The sequence below is a fragment of the Mariprofundus aestuarium genome (genome assembly GCF_002795805.1).
GTDB lineage: Bacteria > Pseudomonadota > Zetaproteobacteria > Mariprofundales > Mariprofundaceae > Mariprofundus > Mariprofundus aestuarium.
This window is the reverse complement of the sequence record NZ_CP018799.1, coordinates 2,326,085-2,342,664: the sequence shown is the minus strand read 5'-3', so window position 1 is coordinate 2,342,664 and position 16,580 is coordinate 2,326,085. Positions and strand designations below refer to the sequence as shown.

At 54.3% G+C, this 16,580-nt stretch carries 16 protein-coding genes and 2 tRNA genes; 11 read left to right on the top strand and 7 right to left on the bottom strand.

The genetic code is table 11. The features are described from left to right. The first annotated feature begins 45 nt into the window (after window positions 1–45). On the top strand, window positions 46–1,386 hold the full coding sequence (locus tag Ga0123461_RS12745) for an OmpA family protein (protein WP_100278429.1): 1,341 nt from the start codon (window positions 46–48) through the stop codon (window positions 1,384–1,386). Window positions 1,387–1,719: 333 nt separating this feature from the next. Here the strand turns inward: Ga0123461_RS12745 and Ga0123461_RS11275 are convergent, their stop codons facing one another. Together Ga0123461_RS11275 and Ga0123461_RS11270 are read right to left on the bottom strand one after the other, a co-directional pair. Then, a complete protein-coding gene (locus Ga0123461_RS11275; RefSeq protein ID WP_157819325.1) occupies window positions 1,720–2,280 on the bottom strand; it encodes a YajG family lipoprotein in 561 nt (186 codons plus the stop codon). 293 nt (window positions 2,281–2,573) lie between these two features. Next, a tRNA-Leu gene (locus tag Ga0123461_RS11270) sits at window positions 2,574–2,660 on the bottom strand. A gap of 245 nt (window positions 2,661–2,905) precedes the next feature. Here Ga0123461_RS11270 and Ga0123461_RS11265 point away from each other — a divergent pair. Together Ga0123461_RS11265 and Ga0123461_RS11260 are read left to right on the top strand one after the other, a co-directional pair. Next, entirely contained in the window at window positions 2,906–3,598 is a 693-nt protein-coding gene (locus Ga0123461_RS11265; RefSeq protein ID WP_157819324.1) for a hypothetical protein, read from the top strand. A gap of 129 nt (window positions 3,599–3,727) precedes the next feature. Next, window positions 3,728–4,012, top strand: coding sequence for a hypothetical protein (locus tag Ga0123461_RS11260; RefSeq protein ID WP_100278426.1), 285 nt, complete (start codon window positions 3,728–3,730; stop codon window positions 4,010–4,012). 80 nt (window positions 4,013–4,092) lie between these two features. Here the strand turns inward: Ga0123461_RS11260 and Ga0123461_RS12700 are convergent, their stop codons facing one another. From Ga0123461_RS12700 to nadB, 5 genes are all read right to left on the bottom strand, one after another. Continuing rightward, on the bottom strand, window positions 4,093–4,215 hold the full coding sequence (locus Ga0123461_RS12700) for a hypothetical protein (RefSeq protein WP_257790594.1): 123 nt from the start codon (window positions 4,213–4,215) through the stop codon (window positions 4,093–4,095). Window positions 4,216–4,376: 161 nt separating this feature from the next. Beyond that, window positions 4,377–4,452, bottom strand: a tRNA-Thr gene (locus Ga0123461_RS11255). Between the two features lie 237 nt (window positions 4,453–4,689). Then, on the bottom strand, window positions 4,690–5,700 hold the full coding sequence (hemH, locus tag Ga0123461_RS11250; RefSeq protein ID WP_100278425.1) for a ferrochelatase: 1,011 nt from the start codon (window positions 5,698–5,700) through the stop codon (window positions 4,690–4,692). Window positions 5,701–5,719: 19 nt separating this feature from the next. Continuing rightward, window positions 5,720–6,013, bottom strand: a complete 294-nt coding sequence (locus tag Ga0123461_RS11245; RefSeq protein ID WP_100278424.1) for an acylphosphatase — start codon at window positions 6,011–6,013, stop codon at window positions 5,720–5,722. After that, complete coding sequence (gene nadB / locus Ga0123461_RS11240; RefSeq protein WP_100278809.1) at window positions 5,995–7,584, bottom strand: L-aspartate oxidase; 1,590 nt, start codon at window positions 7,582–7,584, stop codon at window positions 5,995–5,997. Before nadB ends, Ga0123461_RS11245 begins: the two co-directional genes overlap by 19 nt. Window positions 7,585–7,725: 141 nt before the next feature. On the opposite strand from nadB, the gene Ga0123461_RS11235 reads away from it, so the two are divergent. The 8 genes from Ga0123461_RS11235 (at window position 7,726) to Ga0123461_RS11200 (ending at window position 16,570) form a co-directional block, all read left to right on the top strand. Continuing rightward, window positions 7,726–8,202: a SoxR reducing system RseC family protein gene (locus Ga0123461_RS11235; protein WP_100278423.1), complete on the top strand. Its 477-nt coding sequence runs from the start codon at window positions 7,726–7,728 to the stop codon at window positions 8,200–8,202. A 76-nt stretch (window positions 8,203–8,278) separates the two neighbouring features. Beyond that, complete coding sequence (locus Ga0123461_RS11230; protein WP_100278422.1) at window positions 8,279–9,685, top strand: DegQ family serine endoprotease; 1,407 nt, start codon at window positions 8,279–8,281, stop codon at window positions 9,683–9,685. A 9-nt stretch (window positions 9,686–9,694) separates the two neighbouring features. After that, window positions 9,695–9,952 carry a glutaredoxin family protein gene (locus Ga0123461_RS11225; RefSeq protein WP_100278421.1) on the top strand — a complete coding sequence of 86 codons (258 nt, stop codon included), beginning with the start codon at window positions 9,695–9,697 and terminating at the stop codon, window positions 9,950–9,952. A gap of 26 nt (window positions 9,953–9,978) precedes the next feature. Beyond that, entirely contained in the window at window positions 9,979–10,539 is a 561-nt protein-coding gene (locus Ga0123461_RS11220; RefSeq protein ID WP_100278808.1) for a peroxiredoxin family protein, read from the top strand. Next, window positions 10,514–12,544: an NAD-dependent DNA ligase LigA gene (ligA, locus tag Ga0123461_RS11215; protein WP_232710189.1), complete on the top strand. Its 2,031-nt coding sequence runs from the start codon at window positions 10,514–10,516 to the stop codon at window positions 12,542–12,544. The genes Ga0123461_RS11220 and ligA overlap by 26 nt, the downstream gene beginning before the upstream one ends. Before the next feature lie 99 nt (window positions 12,545–12,643). Then, window positions 12,644–13,465: an RNA polymerase factor sigma-32 gene (locus tag Ga0123461_RS11210; protein ID WP_100278420.1), complete on the top strand. Its 822-nt coding sequence runs from the start codon at window positions 12,644–12,646 to the stop codon at window positions 13,463–13,465. 136 nt (window positions 13,466–13,601) lie between these two features. Next, window positions 13,602–16,064, top strand: a complete 2,463-nt coding sequence (gene leuS, locus Ga0123461_RS11205) for a leucine--tRNA ligase (protein WP_100278419.1) — start codon at window positions 13,602–13,604, stop codon at window positions 16,062–16,064. After that, window positions 16,061–16,570 carry an LPS-assembly lipoprotein LptE gene (locus Ga0123461_RS11200; RefSeq protein ID WP_100278418.1) on the top strand — a complete coding sequence of 170 codons (510 nt, stop codon included), beginning with the start codon at window positions 16,061–16,063 and terminating at the stop codon, window positions 16,568–16,570. The genes leuS and Ga0123461_RS11200 overlap by 4 nt, the downstream gene beginning before the upstream one ends. Window positions 16,571–16,580: the final 10 nt, after the last annotated feature.

Below are 16,580 nucleotides of genomic sequence, written 5' to 3'. Positions count from 1 at the left end.
CTATACTCAGCCATATGGAGCATAACGTCCTAAAAGGAGAACCATATGCAAAAAATTATTATCCGTGGCCTGTTCATTACCGCCATGCTGATGTTGCCGGCTATTGCCTCGTCGGCTGAAGCCAATGCTCTTCTGCAGGAGGCTGAAGCAGTCCGTGCCCAGGAGTTGTCACCCAGCGCCTATAAGGCGGCCAAAGAGGCCTATACCCAGCGCTGGACCGACAAGGCCAATGTGCTGGCCCAGCAGGCCATCTCCAACAGCTTGGTCATGAGTCGTACATTTCCGCAGCTGATTGAATCACGTGACCGTATGCATGTTTCTGGTGCCATTGATGTGCGTAAAGACCTTGCTGAACGCGCCGAAGAGGCTTTTGGCCAAGTTGTGGCGGCTGTGGAGGCCGGCGACATGCGCCGTGCAAAAAAAGAGGCTGACAATGCCAAGCTACTTACCTATCAGGCTGAAGTGGTCGCAGCTCGAGAGCAATTGACCCGCCCGATTGCCAAAGCACTGTCGGACTCCCGCAAAGAGAAAGGCAATGTCTATGCACCGCGAAGCTTTGCCAGTGCCACCGATGGCATGAAGAAAGTGGAGCGCCTTGTTAACAGCAATCCTGCTGCACGCGGGCAGCTGTATAACGATAGCAGAAAGAGCTTAGAAATGGCCCGGACATCTCAGGAGATCGGACAGCTCGGCAGTCTGGTAAGAACCAAACCGGAAACTGCTGAAGCTTGGTTCTATAGCCGCGACAATGACATGGCTGCCATTGCCAAGACCCTGAATGTCAATCTGGCCGGCGCAAAATCCCACGAAGAACGTGTCACGTTAATCACTGATGCCATCGGACAGCTAACCGGGCAAGTCAACAGCTTGAAGGCCAGCCTTGCCGAGCTTGATGATACCCGCACAAGCCTCGGTCTGGCACGCTTCAAGCTGCAGCAGAAACGGGATGCCGAAGCGAAAATCGCCAAGCTAGCCAAGCTGTTTGATCCTACGCAGGTGGAGCTGTTCCTGACCACCGATGCTGATGTGATCATCCGCATGAAAGCAATGAACTTCCCAAGCGGCAGTGCGATTATTCCGGCTACCTCCTATGACCTGCTGGAAGTGGCCAGTAAAGCGATTGATCTGTTCGGAGACCGTGTCGTGCGCGTGGAAGGCCATACCGACTCGGTGGGTAATGATGATTACAATCAGGCCCTGTCCGAGCGTCGTGCCGTGACTGTGAAAGAGTACCTCGATGCCCGCTTTGCTGAAAATAACCGCACCATTACTTCAGTGGGCTTCGGTGAAGAGCGTCCAATCGCTAACAACGAAAAAGCCGAGGCTCGCAGTCAGAACAGGCGTATTGATATCGTGCTGGTTGCACCGCCAATTCCGGCCAATTAGTAAGTAACTAGGCAGCATCGTCTGCTACAATGAGCAGAGGGGTCGCGAGCAATCGCGGCTCCTTTTGCTTTGCCTCAAACAGCAATCTGAACACATTTCGCTATTCGGCTATGTGCCCCACTAATTTGTGGCCTGCTCAAAGGGCTCCTGTCTCTCTCGAGTTTGTTGAAGTGATTGCCGGAAGGAGGCCGCTCGGCCGCTCGTTAACCGATTAAGATCATCTCATTTCTAATGGTTCCCGGGTTTGTCGCTCATGAGCTTTACCCTTCGGTCTAAGCTGGCACTCGACCTCTCTCCGATGGCGATGTCGGAGAGAGGTTACTCTAACTGAGGTTAGTGGGCTGAATCAGACAGTTTAAAGTCGGCGAGTAAGGAGCTTGCAGCGGTAGCAAGAGCAAGACCGATAGTCTCACCATTTTCTTTTGAAGACGGACTCAGGGCAAACTGATCTTCAACCGCGGCGCGATAGGAGTGGGTCGTGGTGGAATGATTCATTTTTGATTCGAGCACGACTTTTGCCGCCACAGTGCTTTTGATCATTTCCCGAGTGGCGGTGTATTCAATCGACTGGATACGCACCAGCATGCCGTTGGCGATCTCTGCGCTGTAGGGAACCAGCTGATAACCGGCAGCTTTCAGGCTCGTGACCATATGGGCATACAGGGATGCAGCAACATCGGAAGCCGGCACAAGATATTCACCGTCAACTGCACGGCCGAACAGTTTGCTCTTTCTGGCATCCTCGACCCAGAGGGCGACTTCGCCTGAACCAGTGGCGATTGCAGCAGACTCTTTCGGATAAATCACATCAGTGCTGATCTCTCCTGCATGAACTCCCAGCGGCATGGCCAGCGACATCAGCATCAACATCATATTTCTTTTTACTTTAAGCATTGGCTTCTCCTTGAGGGTTTGCAAAGTGTACTGTAGTGAATCCGTCGCATCCATGTAGGGCTTAGATGATGGGTGTATCCTCCGGATACAGCTCTTCCTTTTCCCATATAGTGACTGGAAGAGAGCTACTGCAAGCCGACAATAACTAATATGCTGACTGTTTGGATAGCATGTAATTCTATCCAAACAGTTTAGCAGCCTTTTTTCTCTGATATCAGTAGTGCAAAAAAATATCCATACGTGTGTGTGGAAAAGAAAAAACCCGCAGCCATAAAGGCTACGGGTTTTATTAATGGTACCGGGGACTGGACTCGAACCAGCATGGATTTTACTCCACAGCGACCTCAACGCTGCGTGTCTACCAATTTCACCACCCCGGCAAGGGTGCGCCATGTTATGACGGAGTTGTTTCGTGTCAAGCGGCGTCCTTGGTTCCTCAAGGCAATGTTTTGGTCATAATAACTCTGGGCTAGCCCCTCTTATAACTTCACTTCAGAATCAATATGTAAGAAGTGATATTTGCCGGTGAAGGGGAGTTTTTTTCCGGAAGGCTAAACCTCCAGTGTGATAACCTGTTGAAATAAAAGGATATTGACACTGGCCTTCAGCTTGCTTTGGTCTCTGTATGCAAGCTGTGTCGAGTATCGCCTTCGCGCCACCAGTGGCGTCCACGCCCTTAAAGGGTAAGCAGGTGCTGCCAAAATCAGTGCCTGTGCAGCAGCTTGCTCCACCAAAAGAGAGCGACAAGCCCTCCGGGCTATGGGAGTCAGACAAGTTCAGCTTTCGCGACTTCATCGATATGATCAATCCGCTACAACATCTGCCGGTGGTCTCGACAATTTACCGCAAGTTGACCGGTGATGAGATAGGTGATGGTCCGAGAATGGTTGGTGGAGCCATCTTCGGCGGTGTGCTTGGCAGCTGGATTTCCGGTCTGGCATCGGCAGTGGCCAATGTTTTTTCTAGCCGCACGACAGGCAAGGATGTCGGCGACCATGTACTCGAACTTGCGCAATCGGCAACTGAAGCGAACTCTGGGTCTGGGACTCAGGCGGCTACCGTAAATTCGCCCTCCGTTGCTTTGATGCACCCGGTTGGAATCCAGTCACCAGATCTCCGGAAGGTTGATGCAGCTTTGAGTGTGCCGGAATTGACCAATGTTCAGGAAACAAGAGCTGCACCTGTAGCGCAGGCTGTCGCTGAGGTGGCCCGGTCTGCATCGCAGCGGGAACACAGGCAGATGCTGGCAGCCATCGGTCAGTACAAACAGCAGATGATTGTCGATGACCTCACGCAGGAAACCCACATATGGGCTTGAGCCGGTCTTTACTCATTAAGGCCGGAAGAGTGTTAAGCTGAGGCTGGCGATGGCGGGAGGTAGTGCAAAAAAGGGGTGAGCCGATAGGCTGCGCCTTTTTTATGAGCTCATTTCAACCAAGAGGACCTTATGACACCTGACGATTTAAGCATTGATTACGAAGAAGGCGGTATCCTGACCACCAAGCAGCTGGACAAGGTGATCCTCAGTAAAGGTGCATGGACCACCATCATGTTCCGGTATGTGAACTGGGAAAGTGCAAACGAAGCCTACGGTGAGGACAAGTTCACCATTCGCCGCTTCCAGAAGCGTAACGGTGAATATACTCCGCGCTCGAAATTCAACATCACCAACGCCAAACAGGCCAAGCAGATCATCGAAGCGTTGCAGGGCTGGATTGAAGAGAAAGCATAGAGCTTTAAGCTGGCAAGTTGCCAGTGCAGATGAAAAAAGGGGAGCCGATTGGCTCCCCTTTTTTATAAGTTCTGCGATATTCAGTTGGATGCTAAGACGCTTTTCGATGCAGCCTTCTTTGCAGCTTTGGCAGCCTTCTTTTCCTTTGGTGTCTTCGACGCTTCCTTTTTGCCTTCTCTGCCGCTCTTCTGTTCTTTGCCCATATTGTGCGCTCCTGATTAATCGAATACACAGTACGCCTGCCACCTGGATATAGCTATGGGCAACTCGATCTGCGATTGGTTGTAAGGAGGGGTTTTCGGAGGAGTACGAAAAAGGGGAGCCGAATGGCTCCCCCTTCTTTGTTTGTGCAATGTTATTGAACTGGAGCCGGCAACAGGAGTCGAACCCGTGGCCTGCTGATTACAAATCAGCTGCTCTACCAGCTGAGCTATGCCGGCTAATACTTAACGCGGCGAATCATACGCAGCCGAAAGCCCGACTCAAGCGGAATTTGCAGGGTGATTGTTTTCGGGCCGTGTATGATTCCCCGCAGGGGACAAATCATCAGGAGTAAGCAGTGGCAGTCCGGCTACGCGATAGCAGCCTTGTGGCTTGCACGTGTTGCGCCCGAAGAGTGAAGGACATGGGTGGCCTGAATGACAATTCAGCAACATTGGAATGAGTTGATTTGAGTTTTAGAGGTGCTCCAGAACCACCTGTGTCAGAGCCCGTATATGGGGCTCGCTGTCGTTTAGTGCCGGGATATAGCGATAGGTTTTGCCGCCAGCCTCGAGGAAAATATCGCGGTTTTCCATGCCGATCTCCTCAATGGTCTCTAGGCAGTCGGCGGGGAAGCCGGGGCAGATCACATCCACGCTCTCAACCCCTTCTCTGCCCCACGTCTCCAGTGTTTCATCTGTATAGGGCTGAACCCATGGCTCTTTTCCGAAGCGGGACTGGAACGACATCTGCAACCGGGTTTCATCCAGTCCCAGTGCTTCCCGCAGCAGTCGGGTGGTCTTGCGGCAGTGGCAGGGGTAGGGGTCACCGTTGTTGAAGTAGGATTCGGGAATGCCGTGGTAGGAGAGGAGCAGTCGCTCTGCCTGACCATGTTGTTGCCAGTGGTTGCGAACACTCTCTGCCAGCGCCTCGATATAGGCAGGGGCGTCGTGGTAGGCCCCGATAAATTGCAGTTGCGGTACGCGACGCCAGCTTTTCAGCACATCAGCAACCGCATCAAAGGTGGAGCCGGAGGTGGTCGCAGAGTATTGAGGGTAGAGCGGCAGTACTATGAAACGGGTGCAGTTCTTCTCACGCAAAGCCTCAAGACCCTTTCGGATCGATGGGTTGCCGTATCGCATGGCCAGTTCTACATGCACAGGCTGTTCGATCTGCTCCTGCAGTGCGCTCTCCAGCTTTTCACGCTGGCGCTTGCCGGTAGCCAGCAGCGGCGAGCCCTCATCGCTCCACACCTTGGCATAAAGTGCTGCTGACCTGGCCGGGCGGGTGTTGAGGATGATGCCGTTGAGGATCAGCCACCATAACCAGCGCGGTTGCTCGACGACGCGTGGATCCCAGAGGAACTCCTTCAGGTAGGTGCGCACTGCGGCTTTGGTCGGTGCATCGGGTGTACCAAGATTGGTCAGCAGGATGCCTGTGCAGGTTTCCTGTTCATGCTCAAAATTCTGTTTGGCAGTAAATGGCATTACGAACCCCTGTTTCCTGTCAGTATCGAATAGAGAAGCCGCTACACCTCTCCGGCAGTGTGGTGGGTGAAAACTCCACATGCTCAACACTGGCATAGCTCGGCCCCTGTTGCAGCCACTGCTTCATCATGGTTATCTGGGCCTCATTGCCTGCGAAACAGGCCTCAACACTTCCGTCCGGCATATTGCGCACCCAGCCTCTGAGTCCTAAGCGAACAGCTTGGCTCTGGGTGTAGTAGCGGAAGCTGACCCCCTGTACGCGGCCATGAATCCGGGCCAGCAGAGATGATTCTTTTACAGGGTATTCGGCCACAGGATTGTATCTTTCCCGACAGCATCGGTTTTGGTGTGATCGGTTGAGTAGTGAAGGCCGCGCGATTCGAGTCGTTGCTGGGCACTGGTGATGATCAGCTCGGCGATCAGTTCAAGGTTACGCAGCTCCAGCAGGTCCTGATTGACCGGATGTTTCCAGTAGTAGCTGGCGATCTCCTCGCGAATAACGTGCAGTCGCCGTTTGGCCCGGCGCAACCGCTCATCCGAGCGAACAATGCCAACATAGTGCGACATCATGGCGCGAATCTCATCCCAGTTCTGTTTGATCTGGATGCGTTCGGTCTCAGGTACGATGCCGGAATCGTCCCATGTCGGGATCGGTGGTGGCGGTGGAACCTCGGAGTTGATGATGTCAGTGGCACAGCAATCGGCCATCACCAGGCACTCCAGTAGTGAATTGCTGGCTAACCGGTTGGCCCCGTGCAGCCCCGTGCAGGCTGTTTCTCCAATGGCATAGAGGGCATTGATCTCCGTTCTGCCGTTAACCTCAGCTTTGATGCCGCCACAGATATAGTGAGCTGCCGGAACAATCGGAATAGGCTGTGAAGTGATATCAAGGCCCAGCTCCAGCAGGCGCTCGTGAATATTGGGGAAGTGATCCAAGAGCTGGCTGCGTCCTATCGGCCGGGCATCCAGGTACATGCAGTCGGCACCCTGTTTCTTAATCTCATAGTCAATAGCACGGGCCACGACATCACGCGGCGCCATTTCGCCGCGCTCATCGTAATCGAACATAAAGCGTCTCCCCTGGCTGTCGACAAGGTGCGCCCCTTCACCGCGTAGTGCCTCGGAGAGCAGCATATTCGAGCCCTGACGGTGAAACAGACAGGTGGGGTGAAACTGGATGAATTCAAGATTCATAACTGGTGCCCCGGCTCGCCAGGCCATGGCGATACCATCGCCGGAGGCTGCATGCGGATTGGAGGTGTAGAGGTAGACCTTGCCAGCGCCACCTGTGGCCAGAATTGTGTGGCCTGCCTCAATGGTCAGAACATGGCCTTCTGGAGCCAGAACATAGGCGCCAAGACAGCGGTTTATGGTGCCGTGGCCGATGCGCAGTGTTGTGATCAGGTCGATTGCCGTATGCTGTTCAAGCCTGCGGATGTTCGGATGCGGCGCGACCTTAGAGAGCAGCGCCTCTCCGATTGCGCGGCCGGTTGCATCCTGGGCATGAGCGATGCGGCGGCTGCTGTGCCCACCCTCCTGCGTCAGGTGCAGTTCTCCATTGGTCTGGTCGAAACGGGTGCCGATGGCGATCAGGTCATCGATGATTGCACGGCCCCGTTCAACGACGGTCTGCACGACCTCGGGGTGGCATAGGCCACCGCCAGCAGCCAATGTGTCCTGCACATGCGATGCCACTGAGTCGCTGTCGGAGAGAACACCGGCAATGCCACCCTGAGCATACCACGTGCTGGAGTCCTGGAAGCTGTCCTTGTTGACGATAATCACGCTACCATGCTCGGCAAGGCGACGTGCCGCCAGCAGCCCGGCGGCTCCGCTGCCGATGATCAAGTAGTCCGCCTTCAGGCGTTTTTTGCTGCTGCTCATGGAGGGCAACACTACTCTGGATTTAGTGTCAGGGGTAAAGAATTCATCCAGCAGGGGATGGCTATCAATGAACGGATTGGTATAAGATGCGCATTCGCCATGTTTGGCCATAGGCGCGAAAGCGCCAAAACAGGAGTTCTATTGGAGCAGCAGGTTACAGTGATTGAAGCCGATGGTGAGCAGGCGAGAGTAAGTGGTCGGCGCGCATCCGCCTGTGGTGATTGTGCCGGTAAAGCCTCATGTTCAACCATGGGTTCATGGCGCGAACGCCTGGTCGAGCTCTCTGTGAAAAACACAATCGGGGCGAAGGTCGGGGATGAGGTATTGCTTGAGGTTCCGGACGGTCTCCTGCTTAAGGTGGCATTTCGCATTTATGCGCTTCCGATGTTTGTTTTTGTAGTAACAGGCGCTTCAGTTGCATGGCTTGCGGCCGCAATGGCGTGGCCTGCGCCTGAACTGCTGGCGGCCCTGGCCGCGCTGTTATCCGTGCCGGCCACTTACCTGTTACTGCTAAGCCGCAAGAGCGGTATGGAAGAGGCCCTGGATGTTCGCATGCTACGCATCGTCAGCCACGGAAAATGCCTTATTCCGATCAAGCCGATTTCAGCTTCCGAATGACCAGGGGTTAAATTTCATCTTTTATTCATCTAGGGGGCTTAAAAAGCGCCCTGACTATTTTCAAAGGAGTACAAGCTTGCACTATTTCAAACCACTGATTCCGATGTTAATCATAGCCATTACATGGGCGCTTCCCGCACAGGCGATGCCAGAAAGTTTTGCCGATCTTGCGGCTGAGCAGGCAGATGCAGTTGTAAACATCAGCACCACTCAACATATCAAGCAGGGGCCGCAGGGGTTGCCCCCGGGATTCGGATTTCCGCAAGGCTCTCCTTTTGAAGGTTTTAACGACTTCTTCCGCAATATGCCGCAGCAACAGCAGGAGAAACACTCTCTGGGCACAGGTTTTGTCATTTCAGCCGACGGTTATGTGGTGACCAATAATCATGTTGTTGATGGCGCGGATGAGGTTGTCGTCAAGATGCGCGACGGTACCGAGCTGCAGGCCAAGGTTATCGGCACTGATCCAAAGCTGGATGTGGCGCTTTTGAAGGTGAAAGGCAAGAAGCTCAAGACCGTGAAAATCGGCAACTCCGATGGACTAAGGGTTGGCGACTGGGTGGTGGCGATTGGCAACCCATTTGGCCTTTCTCAGACTGTGACAGCAGGCATTGTTTCAGCCAAGGGCCGCGTGATCGGTTCTGGCCCATATGATGATTTCATTCAGACCGATGCGGCGATCAACCCCGGAAATTCAGGTGGTCCGCTGTTTAATATCAAAGGCGAAGTGGTCGGCATCAATACTGCCATCTACTCGCGCAGCGGTGGCAATAACGGTATCGGTTTTGCAATTCCGATTAACCTGGCCCGCCCGATTCTTGATGAGCTGCGTGAGAAGGGCCATGTTACGCGTGCCCGTCTCGGGGTGCATATCACCGATGTGGACAAAGAGACCATGAATGCACTTGGACTGAAGAGTCGCGAAGGTGCACTTGTGCCGCAGGTTGAAGCAGGCTCGGCTGCTGATAAGGCAGGCATCCGTGCCGGTGATGTGATTGTTGCGATTGATGGCGAGACGATTCATAAGGCTCACGATCTTCCTATCCGCGTGGCCCGCCATACACCGGGTGACAAGGTGAAACTCGATATTGTTCGCGACGGCAAGAACAAGAGCCTGACTGTCACCGTTGAAGCGATGCCGGATGAGCAGGTGGCGCATAACGGTGCTCAGCAAGTTGACAAGTCCAAGGTTCGCTTGGGTGTGATAGCAGAGAATCTCTCGCCCGATCTGGCTGCGCGCCTGCGTACCCGTGTAAAGACAGGTGTTGTCGTGCAGCAGGTGCAGCAGGGGATGCCTGCGGCTAATGCCGGCATTCAGCGTGGTGATGTGATCTATCGCATCAACGGCAAGGATGTTTCCGACATGGCCGGCTTCTCCAAATTGATCGGTCAGTTTAAACATGGCGATGTGCTGCGTGTGATGATGGATCGCAGTGGAGATCAGGTCTTTGCACTGGTGAAACTGCCGAAAAAGAGTGATTGATTTTAAGCCATGAGTTTGCCTCATATCCAGTTGATGACCCGGAGAGAGTGCTGTCTCTGCGATGATGCCAAGGTTGTGCTTGATGCAGCCGTGGCGGCGGGGCTCTGCAGTTGGGAGCCTGTAGATGTCGATCGTGACAAGACACTGCTTGTCCGTTTCGGTCTGGATGTGCCGGTGCTGATGCTGGCTGGCAAGGTGATTTTCAAGCACCGGGTCAGTGAAGATGAGCTGAAATCTGCTCTGGCCGGAATATGTGAGGCAGTCTGATACATGGATGTTCTGAGGTGTTTATTATGAAATCGCGTTGGTTGCTGGTGTTGTTGATTATGGGCTTGATCGGTACGACCGTATGGCTCGGCCTGCCGCAGGCGCCTGCGGCGGTTCGTATCAGCGAGGCTGGAGCGGGCTTTAAGCTGCCCGATCTTCAAGGGGCTATGCAGACTCTTCCTGAGGGTGAGGTTGTACTGCTCAACTTCTGGGCCACATGGTGTCCTCCGTGCCGCAAAGAGATACCTTCGATGGTGGAACTGCATGAGAAGTTTGCTGCTCAGGGGCTGAAGGTGGTTGCCGTGTCGGTGGATCAGAACCGTGATCACCTGAGTAGTTTTGTGCGTGAACAGCAGATGCCATTTCAGGTGTTGCACGATGCCGATAGCCTGGTGTCACAAGGGTATGGCGTCTTCCGCTACCCCGAATCGTTTCTGATCGATAAACAGGGTAAGGTTCGCTACCATCTGCTGGGTGCGGTGGACTGGATGTCGGAGCCACTGATGAAAACCATTGAAGGGATGCTGGCTGAGCCGGCAACCAAGGCGTACGGGAGTGTTAGTGGAGAGCTCGAAAACAACAGCTGATTCAGAAGATTTGCGTCAGCGTATTACACTCCTTCGCAACGAAATCCGGGGTCATAACTACCGCTACTACACACTCGATGCACCGCAGATCACAGATGCCGAGTACGACCTGCTGCTACGTGAACTTGACTCCCTTGAGTCAGAGCTTGGCGAGCCGGTGCCGGATGATTCACCAACCCGCATTGTGGGTGCCCCTCCCTCAGCAACATTCACCTCGCGTGTGCATGGCGAGCCGCTTCTTTCATTGGCCAACGCCTTTGATGAGGAGGAGGTGGAGGCCTTTGTGCACCGCGCAGCCGAGGGGCTCGGCGATGTTGAACTCTCTTTTATTTCCGAGCCGAAAATTGACGGGCTGGCTGTAAACCTTCGTTACGAACAGGGGGTGTTAGTTGTTGCTGCGACCCGCGGTGATGGCATCAGTGGTGAGGATGTGACTGACAATGTCCGCACCATTGCCGGTATTCCCTGGCACCTGAAAACAAACGGTGATCTCACACTTCCACCCGTTCTGGAGGTGCGCGGTGAGGTTTACATGTCCAGGCGATCCTTTGCTGCGCTCAATGAGCAGCGTGATGCCGAAGGGCAACCTCCTTTTGCCAATCCGCGTAATGCTGCCGCGGGTTCACTCAGGCAGCTTGATGCACGTGTAACCGCCCAGAGAAAACTTGGATTTTTTGCTTATGGTGTTGGTCTTGGCGGCAGGGCCCTGGCTTCCAGTCAGTCTGAGTTGCTTATACTGTTGCAGGGCTTTGGCTTTGCCGCCCAGCAGACGGAAATGGCAAGCAGTGTGGCGGAGCTACTGGAGGGTTATCACCGCCTACTGGAGCAGCGCCCGAATCTGGCCTATGAGATCGATGGTATTGTTTACAAGTTGGACAGCTACGAACTGCAGGAGCGGTTAGGGGCCGTTGCCCGTTCGCCTCGCTGGGCTATTGCGCATAAGTTCCCCGCCGAAGAGGTGACGACAAGCGTGCGCGATATTATCTGGCAGGTGGGGCGCACCGGCGTGATTACGCCTGTGGCTGATATGGAGCCTGTGGCGGTCGGTGGCGTCGTGGTTTCGCGTGCCACACTGCACAATATTGATGAATTGCAAAGGAAGCAGGTCTATACCGGCGCTACCGTTGTTGTGCGCCGGGCGGGTGATGTGATTCCCGAGGTGGTACGCACCCTGAATGTCGATGATTCTGCGCGGAAGCCAGTCATTCCAGATGAATGCCCGGTCTGCGGAGCCTCCGTGTTCAGGATCGAAGGTGAGGTGGCGATTCGCTGCAGTGGTGGCCTCTCCTGTTCTGCCCAGCTTAAGGAGCGCCTTCGTCATTTTGTTTCTCGCGGTGCGATGGATATCGAAGGCATGGGCGATAAGCTGGTGGCCCGCCTCGTTGATGAGGGGATGCTGAAAAGTATCGCCGATGTCTATGAACTTGATTATGCACAGCTTGCCGGCTGGCAGGGGGTGGGTGAGAAGAAGATCACCAACCTTCAGGCAGCCCTTGAAGTGAGCAAGCAGCGTCCGCTGGCCCGGTTCCTTCATGCCCTTGGCATTCGCCATGTAGGCTCCGCAACCGGGGCCTCACTGGCTTCACACTTTGGCAATCTTGATGCAGTGATGGCAGCAGATCAGGAGTCGCTTCTGGCCGTGCCTGATATTGGCCCTGAGGTGGCGGCCAGTATCTGCAGCTTTTTTGGGGAGCAGCACAATCGTGATGTGATACACAGACTGTTGCGTGCAGGTGTAGAGCCTCCAGCCGCACAGGTAGCTGCGACCGGCCACCCGCTGGCGGGAAAAACCGTGGTGCTGACCGGAAGCTTTGAGGCCGTGAACAGGCGTGTGGCGCAAGAAAAGTTACGTTTGTTTGGGGCCAAGCCAACCGGCTCGGTCTCGGCAAAAACAGACCTGGTGATTGCCGGGGAGAAAGCGGGCTCCAAGCTCACCAAGGCGCGCGAGCTGGGCATTGAGATAGCCGGTGAAGCAGAGTTGCTGGCTTGGTTAAATTGGCAGTAGGCTTGCTTAACCCTGTCTTAATTATTAAATTGGCACTCTTGCATTCTGAGTGCTAAAGAAGTTTGGGTGACAATAAACCGATTTGGAGGTCGTTTTCAGGTGGTAGCAGCAACAGGTGAGTTGACAAGTCTGGCTCTTTTTTCCCGTGATGTGCGTAAAGTGGAGCGTCTTGATCGTGAGGAGGAGAACCGTTTGGCCCGGATGTGGCATGAGAACGGGGATCGTGAGGCTGCACGTCAGTTGGTGGTTGCAAATGTGGGTGGTGTGGCCGCGATTGCGCGCGAATACCGTCACTTCGGCCTGCCTGAGATGGACCTGATTCAGGAGGGTACGCTGGGTCTGATGCATGCGGTAAAACGCTTCGATCCTGACAAAGGCTTCCGCCTGATGACCTATGCATCATGGTGGGTGCGCGCCTCTATTCACGATTATATTCTGCGTTCATGGAGTATTGTGAAGCTTGGCACCAACAAGCTGCAGCGTCGCATATTTGCAGGGCTGCAGAAGGCCAAGAACGCGATTGCCGCACTTGATGGCAGCAAGGCTGATGAGGTGGGTGCTGATTTCGGACTCAACGGGGCCGAGTATCAGGAGGCCGCCAACGCATTTTTGCAGCGCGATGTCTCACTCGATGCCGAATTTGAGGAGGGCGATGCGCTGGTTCATTCGCTACCTTCCAATTGCGCTACGCCTGAAGAGATTGTCACCCAGTCCAACTGGGAGGATCACCGGAAAACAGCGCTCTACTCTGCAATGGACCAACTTTCCGATCGTGATCGCCTGATAGTCGAGCGTCGTCATATCGCTGAAGATCCTGCTACACTGAAAGATCTCTCCGAGGAGTTTGGTGTTTCCATTGAGCGGGTGCGCCAGCTTGAAGCGCGGGCCATGAAAAAGCTTAAAGAGGCTGTTGCCGACTAAAAATGACGTTTGCTTCCTGTTTGTGATTTAAAGAGGCAGTTCCGATGGGACTGCCTCTTTTCATTATGGGGCGATACCATCATCATCCGCATTTCATTTTACATAGATCAGAAGAGTTTTTCGGGAGTTGTTGCAGGTGTCAGAGCGTTACGAAGCAGAGGGTATTGAAGCAAAATGGCAGCAGAGGTGGATCGATGCTGATATCGACAGTGCCTCCGATGATCCGGCAGATACGCGTGAGAGCTACTACTGTCTGGTGATGTTCCCTTACCCCTCCGGCAATCTGCACATGGGCCATGTGCGCAACTACTGCCTTGGTGATGCCGTGGCGCGCTACAAGCGCATGCAGGGTTTCAACGTGCTGCACCCTATCGGTTGGGATGCTTTCGGCCTGCCAGCTGAAAATGCGGCTATCAAACACCATCGTCCACCGGCTGAGTGGACCTATGCCAACATTGATCAGATGCGTACCCAGCTCAAAAGACTCGGCCTCTCCTATGACTGGTCGCGCGAGATTGCGACCTGCAGGCCTGAATATTACCGCTGGGAACAGTGGCTGTTCACCAAGTTGATGGAGAAGGGGTTGGCATACCAGGCCAATGCCGAAGTGAACTGGTGTGATCCGTGCCATACTGTGCTGGCCAATGAGCAAGTGGTGGACGGTGTATGCTGGCGCTGCGATACGCCGGTAATTAAAAAGAATTTGAAGCAGTGGTTTATCCGCATTACCGATTATGCCGAGGAGCTGCTGGCCGATCTCGATAAACTTACCGGCTGGCCTGAAAAGGTGGTTGGCATGCAGCGCAATTGGATTGGAAAATCCAGCGGTGCTGAGGTCTCATTCCGCCTCGAAGGCTCCGATGAAACACTGGATATCTTTACCACCCGTCCTGATACCCTGATGGGTGTAAGTTATATGGCTGTGGCTGCAGCGCACCCACTGGCGCAGAAGGCGGCGGAAAGCCATGTTGACCTGGCCGCATTTATTGATGAATGCAGCAAGATCTCCACCAAAGAAGCTGATATTGAGACGATGGAAAAGAAGGGAATGGCGACCGGCTTTAATGCCGTGCATCCGGTTACCGGAGCATCGGTGCCGATCTGGGTCGCCAACTTCGTGTTGATGGGTTACGGCACGGGTGCAGTGATGAGCGTGCCTGGGCATGATGTTCGTGATTTTGAGTTTGCTAAAAAGTATGACCTTCCGATTAAGCAGGTGATTGCGCCGGCAGAGGGCGACTGGGATATTGAATCGGCTGCCTTTACCGAAGCGGGCACCCTGATCAATTCCGGTCAGTTTGATGGTCTCGATTCAGTTGCGGCGAAGCAGGTGATTACCGAGTGGTTGAGCGAACAGGGCAAGGGCAGTGAACGGGTTCAGTATCGTCTACGCGACTGGCTGGTCTCCCGTCAGCGCTACTGGGGTGCACCGATCCCTGTGATACACTGCGATGATTGCGGGGCGGTTCCCGTTCCGGATGATCAGCTGCCGGTTGAGTTGCCGACCGATCTTCAGCCTACCGGTGGCGCATCTCCACTGACTGAGTGTGAGGCATTCAAACATGCCGACTGCCCGAAATGCGGCAAAGCGGCTGAGCGTGAACTTGATACCTTCGACACCTTCATGGAGTCCTCCTGGTACATGAGCCGCTATACCTCTCCGCGCAGTGATGCAGCCATGGTTGATGGTGGTGCGATCAGTCGATGGGCGCCTGTGGATCAGTATATCGGTGGTGTGGAGCATGCTGTGCTGCACCTTCTTTATGCCCGTTTTTATCACAAGCTGATGCGTGATGCGGGGCTGTTCACCTCGGAGCAGGGTGGCGATGAGCCATTTAAGAACCTGCTGACCCAGGGCATGGTACTCAAAGATGGTACCAAGATGTCTAAGTCCAAGGGTAATACGGTTGACCCCAAGGCGATTATTGAGCGCTTCGGAGCCGATACCGCACGCCTGTTTACCCTGTTTGCAGCACCACCGGAGAAAGAGCTGGAGTGGAATGATGCCGGTGTAGAGGGTGGGCACCGCTTCCTCAAGCGCGTCTGGAAACTTCTTGAGAAACTCGAATCACCGACTGATGGCGATGAAGATGCAGCTACGGTGAAAGCACTGCGCTTTACCATCCACTCAACCATTCAGCGTGTCACCTATGCCTTTGAACATGGTTTCGCCTTTAATGTGGCGATTGCTGCGCTGATGGAGCTATCCAACGCACTGCACGCATTTGAGCCGAAAGGGGCAAGTGGCAGTGCTGCCTGTCGCGAGGGTATAGAAGTTCTGGCAACAATGCTGGCGCCATTCGTGCCGCATTTTGCCTGCGAAATCGGCGAGCGAATTGGCATGGGTGAGATGGCAGTGGTAAGCCAGTGGCCTAAGGTGGATGAGGCAGCACTTGAGCAGAACGAGATCACGCTGGCAGTACAGGTTCAGGGTAAGCGACGTGGCGAAATTACCGTGGCCAAGGATGTTGATCAAGATGGTGCAATGGCTGCGGCCAAGGCCGAGCCATCAATCAACAAGTGGCTTGAAGGTATGCAGGTTGTCAAAATCATTCTGGTTCCGGGGCGTCTGCTCAATATCGTGGTGAAGCCGGCATGAGGCTGCTGCTGTTTTCCGGAGTGATGGCAATTGCACTGCTGCTGAGTGGCTGTGGCTATCATCTGGTTGGGCATGGCGATGGTGAGGGGGCGATTCCCACCGATGTGAAAACGGTGACGCTGACTATTCGCAGCTCTGATGCCCAGTTGAAGGCGGCTATCAGACAGCGACTGACCTCTGCTCGATATGCATTGATTGAGTCGCAGGATGTCATTGATTCAAAGGCGCATGCAAATCTGCGCGTGACTATCTCTCCGCTGGTCTTTACCCCATCAGCCTATGATGTGGCCGGTGTGGTAACCCAGTACCGCATGGTTTTGTCCGGCTCTCTGATGGTTGAGCGTGATGGAAAGAACACCTGGCAGAGCGGACTCATTAAGAGCCAGGGTGATGTCTATGTGGCTGGTGGCCCGACAAGTATCGAGGCCTCGCGTGAAAGGCTGCTTGAGGATCTGCGCAAACAGTGGATTCAGGATGCGCTGGGACGTTTGCGTTCCGGCTTCTAATGGGACCATT

Excerpts from the sequence above, each read along its gene's own strand:
- nadB (WP_100278809.1), bottom strand. The coding sequence starts at position 7,584 with ATGAGCAGCAGCAAAAAACGCCTGAAGGCGGACTACTTGATCATCGGC.
- Ga0123461_RS12745 (WP_100278429.1), top strand. The coding sequence starts at position 46 with ATGCAAAAAATTATTATCCGTGGCCTGTTCATTACCGCCATGCTGATG.
- Ga0123461_RS11200 (WP_100278418.1), top strand. The coding sequence starts at position 16,061 with ATGAGGCTGCTGCTGTTTTCCGGAGTGATGGCAATTGCACTGCTGCTG.
- Ga0123461_RS12700 (WP_257790594.1), bottom strand. The coding sequence starts at position 4,215 with ATGGGCAAAGAACAGAAGAGCGGCAGAGAAGGCAAAAAGGAAGCGTCG.
- Ga0123461_RS11225 (WP_100278421.1), top strand. The coding sequence starts at position 9,695 with ATGAGTTTGCCTCATATCCAGTTGATGACCCGGAGAGAGTGCTGTCTC.
- Ga0123461_RS11275 (WP_157819325.1), bottom strand. The coding sequence starts at position 2,280 with ATGCTTAAAGTAAAAAGAAATATGATGTTGATGCTGATGTCGCTGGCC.
- Ga0123461_RS11260 (WP_100278426.1), top strand. The coding sequence starts at position 3,728 with ATGACACCTGACGATTTAAGCATTGATTACGAAGAAGGCGGTATCCTG.
- hemH (WP_100278425.1), bottom strand. The coding sequence starts at position 5,700 with ATGCCATTTACTGCCAAACAGAATTTTGAGCATGAACAGGAAACCTGC.
- Ga0123461_RS11220 (WP_100278808.1), top strand. The coding sequence starts at position 9,979 with ATGAAATCGCGTTGGTTGCTGGTGTTGTTGATTATGGGCTTGATCGGT.
- Ga0123461_RS11265 (WP_157819324.1), top strand. The coding sequence starts at position 2,906 with ATGCAAGCTGTGTCGAGTATCGCCTTCGCGCCACCAGTGGCGTCCACG.